Raw genomic sequence first — 12,146 nt, forward strand, 5'->3', positions numbered from 1 at the left:
ATGCGTGTACTGGGGATAGAGACGACCTGCGACGAAACGGCAGCCGCGATCGTCTCCGTCGAGCGTTCCGGCGAGAGCAAGATCCTGTCGAACGAGGTGCTGAGCCAGATCGCCGCACATGCCGCCTATGGCGGCGTGGTGCCGGAGATCGCGGCCCGCGCCCATGTCGAGGCGATCGACCGCATCATCGCCCGCGCCTTCGCCAATGCCGAATTGAGGCCGGACGATATCGACGCCGTCGCGGCAGCCGCCGGCCCCGGCCTCGTCGGCGGCGTCATGGTCGGCCTCACGGCCGGCAAGGCGATCGCGCTCGCCACCGGAAAGCCCTTCATCGCGATCAACCATCTCGAGGCGCATGCCCTGACGGCGCGCCTCACCGACGATCTCGCCTTTCCCTATCTGCTGCTGCTCGTCTCCGGCGGGCACACCCAGCTCCTCGCCGTGCGTGGCGTCGGCGATTATCTCAAGCTCGGCGGCACCATCGACGATGCTGTCGGCGAGGCCTTCGACAAGATCGCCAAGATGCTGGCCCTGCCCTATCCCGGCGGCCCCTCGGTCGAGCGTGAGGCCGCCAAGGGTGACCCCGAGCGCTTCGATTTCCCGCGCCCGATGCAGGGCAGGCCGAGCCCGGATTTCTCGCTCTCCGGCCTCAAGACCGCCGTACGCCTCGTCGCCGAGCGAATCGCGCCACTCTCGGACAATGACGTCGCCGATCTCTGCGCCTCCTTCCAGGCGGCCGTCGTAGACGTGATGGTCGACCGCACCCGCGCCGGCCTGCGCGCCTGCCGCGAAGCCGGCATCACACCCTCGACGCTGGTCGTCGCCGGCGGCGTCGCCGCCAATCAGGCGATCCGCAGCGGGCTCAGTCGCCTCGCGACCGAGGCCGGCCTGCCCATGGTCGCCCCGCCGCTGGCGCTCTGCGGCGACAATGGCGCGATGATCGCCTGGGCCGGGCTGGAACGTCTCAGGCTCGGTCTTGTCGACGACATGAGCGCCGTCGCCCGCCCGCGCTGGCCGCTCGACGAACTCTCGGTCGCGCCCTCGACCGCCGCATGAGCCCTCGCGTCGCCTATCGCAGCATCGGCGTCGTCGGCGCCGGCGCCTACGGAACCGCGCTGGCGCTGGCCGCAGCCCGCGCCGGACGCGAAGTCCGGCTCTGGGCGCGCGATGCCCAGACCATCGCAGCCATCGAACAGACGCGGCAGGCGCCGAAGCTCCCTGGCATCGACCTGCCTCAGGCCATCGGCGCAACAAGCTCTCTCGACGCTCTCTCCGATTGCGATGCCCTGATCGTCGCTGTGCCGACGCAGGCCTTGCGCTCAGCCTGTGAAGGGTTGGCCGGAGCCTTGCCGCCGCGCGTGCCGGTGATCTCCGCCGCCAAGGGTATCGAGCAGACGAGTGGCCGCTTCGCGACCGAGATCATCGAGCAGGCCTGGCCAGGCACGGCCGCCGCGATCCTTTCCGGCCCGAGCTTCGCCGCCGATATCGGGCGCGGGCTCCCCACCGCCGTGACGCTCGCGGCGGGCGATCCCGCTCTGGCGCAGGCGCTGGCCGAGGCGCTGAGCTCGCCGGCCTTCCGTATCTACCATTCCGTCGACATCCGTGGCGTCGAGATCGGCGGCGCGGCCAAGAACGTGCTCGCCATCGCGGCCGGCATCGCGGTCGGGCTCGGGCTTGGCGAGAGTGCCCGCGCCGCGCTGGTCGCGCGCGGCTTCGCCGAACTGCGCCGCTTCGGCGAGGCTTATGGCGCCGATCCCGAGACGCTGATGGGCCTGTCCGGTCTCGGCGACGTCGTGCTGAGCTGCGCCTCGCCGCAATCGCGCAATTTCTCCTATGGTCTGGCGCTGGGCCAGGGCCGGAGCCCGGACGAAGCTGCCGGCGGCAAGCTGGCCGAGGGCGCCTTCACGGCCTCCGTCCTCGTCGAAATGGCGCGGGCAAAACAGATCGAAACACCGATCGCCGAGGCCGTGGCCGCGATCATCACCGGCGATGTCGGCGTGCGCGATGCGGTCGCTGCATTGCTGGCCCGGCCGATCCGGGCGGAGTGAGGGAGGAGAGCATGGCGGGAGACTGGTCCGACCTGACGAAGCGCGTCGCGCGCGGCATCGCCGAGGTCAAGAAGACGACGGGCTCGGAGCTCGTCGCCGAGAGCGGCCCCGTGCCATTGGCCGGCCGCATCGCGAGCCCGGTGATCCAGCATCGCAAGCGCCGGACCGAGGGCACTCATCGCTTCGTGCTGATCCTGCCCTTCGGCGAGGGCGAGGTCCGCGTCGAGCTCGACCCCAAGGATTACGCCGCGCTGACCCGTGAGATGGTGCGGTTCTGGAACGAACAGGGCGAGGCGGCCTCGCAGCCGCCGGTGCCGCTCAAGGAGGACGAGACCTGATGGCTCACTGGCTGATCAAATCCGAACCATCCGTCTGGTCCTGGGACGACCAGGTCAAGGCCGGCGCGAAGGGCACGCATTGGGACGGGGTGAAGAACCACACCGCCAAGCTCAACCTGATGGCGATGAAGCAGGGCGACCAGGTCTTCTTCTACCACTCCAACGAGGGGCTCGAGGTCGTCGGCATCGTCGAGGTCATCAAGGAAGCCTATAACTGGATCCCCGGCGAACCCTGGGTCCTCGTCGACTTCAAGGCGGTGAAGCCCTTGCCCAAGCCGGTCACGCTCGCTGCGGTCAAGGCCGAGCCGACACTCGCCAAGATGGCGCTGGTCACCTCTTTCCGTCTCTCGGTCCAGCCGGTGACGGACGCGGAATGGGACATCGTCTGCAAGATGGGCGGGCTCTGAACGCTCATACACGATAATAGCGCGCGAAAGGCAGGTATCCCGCCAGCGCGCGCGGCCGATACGGCAGCATCTCATCGAGAACTGGCACGCTGGCCGCCTGCAGACGCGGCTCGACGGCATCAGCCATCCGCACCGGCTGCGGCTGGAAATCGTGCAGCACGAACGCCTCCCGCGTGCCCTCGCTCCAGGGCAGCCGGGAGGTCTTGCGCTCGTCATGCTGGCGGCCGAGTGCATCCGGCCGCAATCCCGCGATCAGCCCCGGCTCGACGACGAGCGGATGCGCGATCGCCTGCGCCTCGGCGATCATCCAGCCGAGCGATAGATCGGACAGCCCCATCTTCAAGCCGTAGCCGCCGCCGATATCGGTATGCACGCCGGCAAACCAGACCTGCCTGATCTGCCCGGATGGCGCCTGCCGCTCGTCCCAGAGCTCGGGTGCGAAGACCTGCCGGTTCTCGTCGATAGCCAGCACGTGGCGGCCATGGGCGACCTGCCGGTTGAGAATCGCATCGTGGAACTTGTGGCGGCCCGGCAGGCTACCGATCCCCGGAAACCCAAGCGCCCTGACGGTATCCCAGACGCCGATGAAGAAGGGCGGCACCGGCTGCGTGCCATGGCGCTGGCGGAATGCCGCCGCAGCCTCGGCCCGCGCGTTGGCGTCCTTGATCATGTAGACGTCCTTGACCGCACTCGTGGCCAAGGCTCTGACCTCCTCCGCCTTGATCGCGTCGCTGAATCCGTCCCACCGCGTCACATCAGCAAAACCGCCCGGTACGCCGCAGAGCGCCAGCACCCCGCCGAGGCTGCGGACGGTATAGGCGCCGCGGCTGAAGCCGAACAGGAAGACCCGGTCGCCCGGCCTGTACGCGCAGAGCAGTGCCGCATAGCAGTCGATGATGTTGTCGGTGATGCCGTAGCCGGTCGCTTGCGCCAGCAGATCCTTGAAGCGCCGGAACGGCCCGCGAATCTCGCCCTCGTCCGGATTGGAGCCGAGGCCGGGATCGTAGAAGCAGATCTGCCCGGCGCCGCCCGCCTCGCGCGTCGCCATGAACAGGCGATAGACATTCGTCCAGTTGATCGGGTTGGCGCCGCCGGCCTGCCCCGTTCCATCCGAGAAAATGCCGATATTGCGCGCCATGTGGCCTCCCAGAGGCCTATCCTACCATTGGATGAGGCCAACTGGGGATGTTTTGGCGCCTCGCCATGCCCCGAACGCCGGTCCCTGCCACGAAAGTGCGATGCACAATGGGTTGCCGCGCCGCGCGCGCATCCTATGATGCGTCGAAATCGAAGAAGCGATGTCCGCCGCGCCCATCCATGAGGCGGACCAGCGCAACACAGACGGCCCAAGTCTGGGGAGACGCCCGAATGTCCGAGATCATCTACGACGTCCCGACCTCCTGGGCGAAAAAGGCCTGGGCGACCGACGCCAAGTACAAGAAGATGTACGCGGCCTCGATCAAGGACCCCGACAAGTTCTGGGGCGAGCATGGGCAGCGGATCGACTGGTTCAAGCCCTATACCAAGGTCAGGAACGCCAGCTACAAGCCGGGCAAGGTCTCGATCAAATGGTTCGAGGACGGCACGACCAACGTCGCCCATAACTGCATCGACCGGCATCTCGCGACCCGCGCCAAGCAGACGGCGATCATCTGGGAAGGCGACGACCCCTCCGAGTCGAAGAAGATCACCTACGGCCAGCTCTATACCGAGGTCTGCAAGTTTGCGAACGTCCTCAAGGCCAACGGCGTCAAGAAGGGCGATCGCGTCACCATCTATCTGCCGATGATCCCGGAGGCGGCCTATGCGATGCTGGCCTGCGCCCGCATCGGCGCCGTCCATTCGGTGGTGTTCGGCGGCTTCTCGCCGGATTCGCTGGCGAGCCGCATCGAGGATTCCGATTCGAAGATCGTGATCACCGCCGATGAAGGCTTGCGCGGCGGCCGCGCCGTCCCGCTCAAGAAGAATGTCGACACCGCCGACGACAAGGTGAAGGGCGGCATCGGCACCGTCATCGTCGTCAAGCGTACCGGCGGCAATGTCACCATGAAGGACGGCCGCGACCTCTGGTATCATGACGAGGCCGCCAAGGTCTCCGGCCATTGCCCGCCGGCCGAGATGAAGGCGGAAGACCCGCTCTTCCTGCTCTACACCTCGGGCTCGACCGGCAAGCCGAAGGGCGTGCTGCATACCAGCGCCGGCTATCTCGTCTACGCCTCGATCACCCACCAGTATGTCTTCGACTACCATGACGGCGACATCTACTGGTGTACGGCCGATGTCGGCTGGGTGACCGGCCACAGCTACATCCTCTACGGGCCGCTCGCCAACGGCGCGACCACGCTTATGTTCGAGGGCATCCCGACCTATCCGACGATCTCGCGCTTCTGGGAGGTCATCGACAAGCACAAGGTCAACACCTTCTACACGGCGCCGACCGCGATCCGCTCGCTGATGGGCGCGGGCGAGGAACCGGTGAAGAAGACCAAGCGCAAGTCGCTGCGCCTGCTCGGCTCGGTCGGCGAACCGATCAATCCGGAAGCCTGGGAGTGGTATCACCGCGTCGTCGGCGAGCGCCGCTGCCCGATCGTCGACACCTGGTGGCAGACCGAGACCGGCGGCATCCTGATCTCGCCGCTGCCCGGCGCAACGCAACTCAAGCCGGGCTCGGCGACGCGCCCCTTCTTCGGCGTGAAGCCCGAGATCGTCGATGCCGAGGGCAAGGTCCTTGAAGGCGCCTGCGAGGGCAATCTCGTCATCGCCGAGAGTTGGCCCGGCCAGATGCGCACGGTCTATGGCGACCATAAGCGCTTCGAGGAAACCTATTTCGCGACCTATCCGAACAAGTACTTCACCGGCGACGGCTGCCGGCGCGATGCCGACGGCTATTACTGGATCACCGGCCGCGTCGACGACGTCATCAACGTCTCCGGCCACCGCATGGGCACGGCCGAGGTCGAATCGGCGCTCGTCGCGCATCCGTCCGTCTCGGAGGCTGCGGTCGTCGGCTATCCCCACGACATCAAGGGCCAGGGCATCTATGCCTATGTCACGCTGATGACCGGTGAGGAACCGACCGACACCTTGCGCAAGGACCTCGTAGCCTATGTCCGCAAGGAGATCGGCCCGATCGCCTCGCCGGACCTGATCCAGTTCGCGCCGGGCCTGCCCAAGACCCGCTCCGGCAAGATCATGCGCCGCATCCTGCGCAAGATCGCCGAGGACGAGTACGGCGCGCTCGGCGACACCTCGACGCTCGCCGATCCCGCCGTGGTCGACGATCTCGTCGCCAACCGCCAGAACAAGCGCAAGGCGGGCTGAGCCGCCAAGCCGCTGCCCATTCGGCTGGAGATTGGAAATGGCCTGCTCGCATCTGCGCGCAGGCCATTTTCGTGGGATTGAGCCCCGAAACCAGGAACCGGAACAGATATCGAGGGTTCGCAACGCTGCAGGCCTGCGCTAGACCATGCTCATGCCGCGTTCATCGCGTTCCTGATAATGACGCTACGTTCGGCTGACCGAGATCGGAGCCCGCGCCTGATGACGACGATCAAGACCGCATCGACCGCCACCCTGGCGCGCGCCGCCGCCTTGCTGCCTCTGCTGGCGCTGACGGCCTGCGCCGGCTCGCAGCGCTTCAGCGGGCCGGTGATGAACCAGCCCTCCTACAGCCAGCCCCTGCCCTCCGCGCCGCCGGTGAGCTCGGCGCCGATCACCTCGGAGCCCCTGCCGCCGCCCGGCGGCTATCCCGCAGCGCCACCCCAGGCCGGTGGCTATCCTGTCGCCGGGGCCCCGCAGGGCGGCGCCCTGCCCCCACAGCAGGATCCGTTCTTCGACCCCAATGCCGGTGGCGCGCCGCAAGGCCAGGGCTTGCCGCCGACCGGCCAGCCGACGCAGGACCCGGGCCTGCGCGGCAGCAGCAACCAGGTCGCCGGCCTCGGCTCGGCCCCGACGGCTGCACCGCGCCCCTCGGCCAGCCGCGACAGCGTCGTCGGCGGCTGGACGGCCCGCGAAGCGACCGGCGGCACCTGCCGCGTGCAATTATCGAGCACGCCGACGCTCGATCTCTACCGCGCGTCCTCGTCCGGCTGCGCCAACAGGGACCTGCAGAAGATCTCGGCCTGGGATTTCCGCGATGGCGAGGTCTATCTCTACCAGCAGGGCGGCACGGTCGCGGCCCGGCTGCGCAGCTCCGGCTCCGGCGCGCTTGACGGCGCGGTGACCAAGTCAGGCGCCTCGCTGTCGATGAACCGGTAGGCCGACGCGTTCAGGCACCCGACCGAATAGAAAAAGCGCTTCCGCGTTTCGAGAACGCGGAAAAGACCCTGACAACTGGACGCTCTCAGGCTCCGAAGGTTCGGGCCAGCAATGTGCTCGGCCAGAAGCTCTTCTGGATCGACAGCGCCATCGTCGCGAGGCCCTTGGCGTTGTCGAGCGCCTCGTCGAGAATCGTGAAGGGCGTCGGCGCGCCGGTCGCGATCACGCCCTCCACATCGGCATAGCCGCCGACGAGATCGGCCTCGAACTTGGCCGCGAGCCGGCGCATCGCCATGTTTTCCGGCAGGCAGGTCAGATAGAGCGTCCGGACACCGCGATTGCGCGCCGCGGTGATCAATCGCCCGAACAATTGCGAACCGACGCCGCGCCGGCGCCAGGGCGCCTCGACGCTGAAGGCCGCCTCGCCGGTCAGGGCGATGATGTCGTCGAGGCCGCGCAGCTCGGCTGCGCCGCGTACCGCCCCGTCGACCACATAGCCATAGACCAGCCCGCCGACGCCGAAGGTCGTCCTGGCATAGTTCTCCAGGAAGGCGTCATTCACCACCGTGCCGAAACGCTGATGACGCGTGACGGGGTCGAGCCTGAGCAGATGCTCTCTGAAAAGATCGCGTTCGGTCGGCCATAACCGCCGGATCACGCCATCGTCGGCCTTCCTGCCGGATTGTCGCGAATGGACCAAATTATCATCTCCTGAGCTGCGCAAGTGCCGCGCTAACCGACCAGGAGGCGTTATCTTCCCTAACTCGCTCATCACATCGTATGACACGGGCACGATTGCAAGGGCGTGATCCGCGGCATTTTCGCCGGCCCAACGATAAAATAGCCAGAGAATCCAGCCCCAACATGCACGGCATGCATGGCATCAGCGGAAGATAACCTTAGGAACGGCCGGCGAAAAAACCACTATTGCGCCGTAAAATCACGTGCAATAATTTCGCATTGACCCCGATGACGGCGCGTCCGGCATGAGCTAAGTTGCGTGCTCCCGGTCACTCATATTTGAAGCTCCATGTTCGATCGTCGCAAGCCTCCGGCTGCCCAGCCTTTCGTCACCCACGAAAACATCGAAGCCAAGGTCAAGTGGTTCGACCCCGAGAAGGGGTTCGGTTTCGCATCGCCCTCTGATGGTTCGGGCGATGTCTTCCTGCATGTCTCGGCCATCGGCCCGCTGGATCAGCAGGACCTGCTGCCCGGCGCCACGATCGTTGCCGATCTCGGCGAAGGTCGCCGCGGCCTCCAGGTCGTCGCGGTCCATGAGATCGACGCATCGACAGCCTCGCAGACCGCGCCGGCTCCCCGCGCCTTCTCGCCCCGTCCTCCGCGCGATGATTTCGGCGGCGGTGGTGGCTATGGCGACCGGGATCGTGGCGGCTACGGTGGCGACCGCGGCGGCTACGGCGATCGTGATCGCGGCGGCTTCGGCGGCGGCGATCGCGGCCCGCGCGGCGGCGGCTTCCAGGATCGCAACAGCGGCCCGGTCGAAGGCCCCTACGATGGTGCCGTGAAGTTCTTCAACTCGGATCGCGGCTTCGGCTTCATCGCTCCCGACAAGGGCGGGCCGGACGTGTTCCTGCACGTCTCGTCGCTGGGCCGCAGCGGCCTGCAGCCGCCGATGGACGGGCAGCGCGTGCGCTTCTCGATCCGCACCGGCCGCAAGGGCCCGGAAGCGGCCGACGTCAGCTTCATCTGACGCTCCGCAGCTTCGCCGAAATAACAAAGGCCCGCCAATCCGGCGGGCCTTTTCCTTTGGGACAGCATGGTCTACGGAAGGCGCGCCGCCGAAGCGACGCGCCTCGGGCACGACTCAATGGTCGTGGTCGTCGCCTTCCAGGCCGCCGATATGCTTCTGGGTGTAGAGCTCGATGCCAACGCGCGCGATCAGGTCGAGCTGGGTCTCGAGGAAGTCGATATGGCCTTCCTCGTCCTTCATCAGGGCCTTGAACAGGTCCTCGGACGGGAAATCGCCGACCTCGCGGCAATACTTGGCCGCTTCCTGATAGAGCGAACGGGCCTCGATCTCGGCCTTGAGGTCACACTCGATCACTTCCTTGACGGTCTCGCCGATACGGAGCTGGTCGAGCGTCTGCAGATTCGGGAAGCCCTCGAGGAAGAGGATGCGGTCGACGAAGCGATCGGCATGGACCATCTCCTCGATCGATTCCTTCTTCCAGGTCTTGGCCATCTCCTTCAGGCCCCAGTTGTCCAGCATGCGGTAGTGCAGCCAGTACTGGTTGATGGCGGTGAGCTCCGAGCGCAGCCCCTTGTTGAGATACTCGATGACCTTCTTGTCGCCCTTCATCGGATGAACTCCGCAATCCACATTAGAATGATCCTAATGTAGACACGGACTGGCCGGAAGTGAAGGGGAAAAAATGCGGTCTCGGTGCTTTTGATCGAATCGGATGGAAAGCGCCGGCCTCAGGCCGCCACGCTCTCCTCGGCGAGCTCGATCCCATCGAGCATGCGCCCGACCGAGACATGCACGGCGCACTCGACCTCGCGGCTGGCGCAGCTACCGCATTGCGTAGCGCAGACCGCGCGGGCCTCCGCCAGCAGCGCCCGAACTTCACGCGCGCAACGCCCGCAATCCGGGCTGCAGCCCAGGCAGTCATAGACCTCGCCGGCCGTCCGGGGACCGCTGCCGTCGGCAGCGATAGTCCCCTTGATCTGGCCGCAGGACAGGACGTTGCAGGAGCAGACGATCACGCGTGGTGGCCCACCACCCGCTTGGTCTCGATTTCCTCGCCATCGGCGCTGCGCAGACGGACGATGACCTCGACCGAGGAGATCACCATGCCTTCGGGAGCATCCGGCAGGCCGGCGACCTGGATCATCGAGCCCGGGATATCGGTGACGGTCTCGTCGTCCTCGTTATAGAAATGGTGATGCTCCGACACGTTGGTGTCGAAGAAGGTCTTCGGGCCGGAGACAGAAACCTGGCGCAGCAGGCCGGCTTCGGAGAACTGGCGCAGCGTGTTGTAGACGGTCGCGAGCGAGAGCGGCTCGCGCGCCCGCAGCGCTTCCTCATAGAGCATCTCGGCGCTGACATGGCGGTCGCCCTTGGCGAAGAGCAGCCAGCCCAGCGCCATTCGCTGGCGCGTCGGACGCAGACCCGCCGTCCGCAGCCGCGCCTTCACGGCACTGATCGGGCAGCTCGTCGGGTTTTTCTGCGGCCACGGGATATGATCGGCCGCCACCGGCCTGTGATCGTGATCCTTGCTCGCCAGAACGCTCATTGTAACGCCTTCCACACGCCGAACCTCGGCAGCGTAGTTTAGAAATCCTCTAAACTACTGATATTATTGTCATATTTGGCAAAACAGCGACCAAATGTCAATCTTCTGAGCTGCGACATCGGGCAGCGCCCACAGCACATCGGCGTGATCGTTGCGCCGGTACTGCGCGGTGGACGCATGGCCCGGTGCGCTCGCCGCGGCGATCTGCGGGCCTGGAGAAGCTGGCGGGCTTTCCCGGAAGCGGCCTAGTGGCCGCCGCCTCCGCCGCCGCCAGCAGGCTTGGGCGGCTTGCGCAGGAACAGCGACAGCAGGACCAGGCTGCCGAAGATCATGGTCAGGCCGAGGAAGACGTCGCCGAAGGCCATGACCAGCGCCTGCTTGTGGACGCGCTGGTTCAGCAACGCCAGCGCCATCTGCTGCGCGGCATCGCCGAAATCGCCGAATCGCTGCGCGGTGTTGGCAAGCGCCTCCTCCGCCACCTGCCGCCCGGCGACGACCATCTCGTGCAGACGGGTAATGTGCAGGTCGGTGCGCGTGTTCAACATCGTGTTGATGATCGCGAGCCCGACGGCGCCGCCGAGATTGCGCGTCAGGTTGTAGAGACCCGACGCATTCTTGAGCTGCTGCGGCGGCAGCGACCCCAGCGCGATATTGTTGATCGGCACCATGCACAGCATCAGCGAGCAGCCCCGCAGGATCTGCGGCCAAAGCAACTCGTAGAAATCCCAATCCGAGGTGATGCCGGAAGCAAGCCAGGTTCCGAGCGCGAAGCCGCTGAAGCCGATCATCATCATGATCCGCGGGTCGAGCCTGGCCGAGAGCCGCCCGGCGAAAGGCGCCGTGAAGAACATGCACAGGCCGGTGACGAACATCGTCTCGCCGATCATCAGCGCGTCATAACCGCGAATGCGCCCGAGATAGACCGGGTAGAGATAGGTCAGCCCGTAGAGGCCGATACCCATTGTGAAGGAGAACAGCGAGCCGAAGGCGAAGTTGCGGTTTCTGAACGCATAGAGATCGACAAGCGGATCGTCGCGCGTCAGCGCCCGCCAGAAGAACAGCACCGCGCCGACGACCATGACGACCGTGAAGAACAGGATCTCGTGGCTCTGGAACCAGTCGAGCCGCGTCCCCTCCTCCAGCACATATTCGAGGCTGCCGAGGAAGGCGGCCATGGCGGCGAGGCCCAGCCAGTCGAAGCGCTTGATCAGGCTGTGGTCGGGCTTGTCGAAATCGATCAGCGTCCAGGCCGCGATCGTCACCGCGATGCCGGGCACGACATTGACCAGGAAGAGCCAGTGCCAGGAAAAGGCATTGCTGAGATAACCGCCGACGGTGGGCCCGATCGTCGGCGCCAGCGTCGCGACGAGACCGATCAGGGGTGAGACGATCGGCCGCTTCGACGGCGGGAAGATCGTGAAGGCCGCGGCGAAGACGCCGGGAATCATGCCGCCGCCGATGAAACCCTGCACCGCCCGCCACAGGATCATCTCGTTGATCGAGTTGGCCTGGGCGCAGAGCACGCTGGCAATGGTGAACCCCGCCGCCGCGATCGAGAAGAATAGGCGCGTCGACAGCGCCCGGCTGAGATAGCCGGAAAGCGGGATCATGATGACTTCGGCGATGAGATAAGCTGTCTGGACCCAGGCGATCTCGTCCGAGGAGGCGGAGAGGCCGGCCTGGATCTCTGCGAGCGAAGCCGACACGATCTGGATGTCGAGGATCGCCATGAACATGCCGAACACCATCGCCATGAAGGCGAGGATGCGACGGAGCGGGATGGCATCTTCGGCGGGTTTGGCGCCGGCGCCCGGAGTCAGGGTCGCAGTGGCCATGACG

At 66.2% G+C, this 12,146-nt stretch carries 13 protein-coding genes; 7 read left to right on the forward strand and 6 right to left on the reverse strand.

Annotated elements, in window-relative coordinates; genetic code table 11:
* From tsaD to Q9235_RS17290, 4 genes are read left to right on the forward strand one after another with little or no spacing between them, the layout of a single operon-like run.
* Complete coding sequence (gene tsaD / locus Q9235_RS17275; RefSeq protein ID WP_306223043.1) at nucleotides 1-1,056, forward strand: tRNA (adenosine(37)-N6)-threonylcarbamoyltransferase complex transferase subunit TsaD; 1,056 nt, start codon at nucleotides 1-3, stop codon at nucleotides 1,054-1,056.
* Entirely contained in the window at nucleotides 1,053-2,048 is a 996-nt protein-coding gene (locus Q9235_RS17280) for an NAD(P)H-dependent glycerol-3-phosphate dehydrogenase (RefSeq protein WP_306223044.1), read from the forward strand. Before tsaD ends, Q9235_RS17280 begins: the two co-directional genes overlap by 4 nt.
* Before the next feature lie 11 nt (nucleotides 2,049-2,059).
* A complete protein-coding gene (locus tag Q9235_RS17285; protein WP_306223045.1) occupies nucleotides 2,060-2,386 on the forward strand; it encodes a hypothetical protein in 327 nt (108 codons plus the stop codon).
* Nucleotides 2,386-2,793, forward strand: a complete 408-nt coding sequence (locus Q9235_RS17290; RefSeq protein WP_306223046.1) for an EVE domain-containing protein — start codon at nucleotides 2,386-2,388, stop codon at nucleotides 2,791-2,793. The genes Q9235_RS17285 and Q9235_RS17290 overlap by 1 nt, the downstream gene beginning before the upstream one ends.
* A 4-nt stretch (nucleotides 2,794-2,797) precedes the next feature.
* On the opposite strand, the gene Q9235_RS17295 is transcribed toward Q9235_RS17290, so the two are convergent.
* On the reverse strand, nucleotides 2,798-3,931 hold the full coding sequence (locus Q9235_RS17295) for a DUF2235 domain-containing protein (protein ID WP_306223047.1): 1,134 nt from the start codon (nucleotides 3,929-3,931) through the stop codon (nucleotides 2,798-2,800).
* A gap of 230 nt (nucleotides 3,932-4,161) precedes the next feature.
* Between Q9235_RS17295 and acs the strand changes: the two genes are divergently transcribed.
* Together acs and Q9235_RS17305 are read left to right on the forward strand one after the other, a co-directional pair.
* Nucleotides 4,162-6,114 (forward strand): acetate--CoA ligase, encoded by a 1,953-nt coding sequence (gene acs, locus Q9235_RS17300; RefSeq protein WP_306223048.1) that lies wholly within the window; start codon nucleotides 4,162-4,164, stop codon nucleotides 6,112-6,114.
* Nucleotides 6,115-6,333: 219 nt separating this feature from the next.
* Complete coding sequence (locus tag Q9235_RS17305; protein ID WP_306223049.1) at nucleotides 6,334-7,050, forward strand: AprI/Inh family metalloprotease inhibitor; 717 nt, start codon at nucleotides 6,334-6,336, stop codon at nucleotides 7,048-7,050.
* Between the two features lie 85 nt (nucleotides 7,051-7,135).
* Here the strand turns inward: Q9235_RS17305 and Q9235_RS17310 are convergent, their stop codons facing one another.
* On the reverse strand, nucleotides 7,136-7,750 hold the full coding sequence (locus Q9235_RS17310; protein WP_306223050.1) for a GNAT family N-acetyltransferase: 615 nt from the start codon (nucleotides 7,748-7,750) through the stop codon (nucleotides 7,136-7,138).
* Nucleotides 7,751-8,080: 330 nt separating this feature from the next.
* On the opposite strand from Q9235_RS17310, the gene Q9235_RS17315 reads away from it, so the two are divergent.
* A complete protein-coding gene (locus Q9235_RS17315) occupies nucleotides 8,081-8,761 on the forward strand; it encodes a cold-shock protein (protein ID WP_306223051.1) in 681 nt (226 codons plus the stop codon).
* Between the two features lie 114 nt (nucleotides 8,762-8,875).
* On the opposite strand, the gene bfr is transcribed toward Q9235_RS17315, so the two are convergent.
* From bfr to Q9235_RS17335, 4 genes are all read right to left on the reverse strand, one after another.
* Nucleotides 8,876-9,370 (reverse strand): bacterioferritin, encoded by a 495-nt coding sequence (bfr, locus tag Q9235_RS17320; RefSeq protein WP_306223052.1) that lies wholly within the window; start codon nucleotides 9,368-9,370, stop codon nucleotides 8,876-8,878.
* 119 nt (nucleotides 9,371-9,489) lie between these two features.
* The gene (locus tag Q9235_RS17325; RefSeq protein ID WP_306223053.1) at nucleotides 9,490-9,777 is read right to left on the reverse strand and encodes a (2Fe-2S)-binding protein; all 288 of its coding nucleotides are present in this window, start codon (nucleotides 9,775-9,777) and stop codon (nucleotides 9,490-9,492) included.
* Complete coding sequence (gene irrA, locus Q9235_RS17330) at nucleotides 9,774-10,307, reverse strand: iron response transcriptional regulator IrrA (protein ID WP_306223054.1); 534 nt, start codon at nucleotides 10,305-10,307, stop codon at nucleotides 9,774-9,776. Before irrA ends, Q9235_RS17325 begins: the two co-directional genes overlap by 4 nt.
* Before the next feature lie 245 nt (nucleotides 10,308-10,552).
* Entirely contained in the window at nucleotides 10,553-12,142 is a 1,590-nt protein-coding gene (locus Q9235_RS17335; RefSeq protein ID WP_306223055.1) for a DHA2 family efflux MFS transporter permease subunit, read from the reverse strand.
* Between the last annotated feature and the right edge of the window lie 4 nt (nucleotides 12,143-12,146).

Source organism: Bosea beijingensis (genome assembly GCF_030758975.1).
In the GTDB taxonomy this organism is placed as follows: domain Bacteria; phylum Pseudomonadota; class Alphaproteobacteria; order Rhizobiales; family Beijerinckiaceae; genus Allobosea; species Allobosea beijingensis.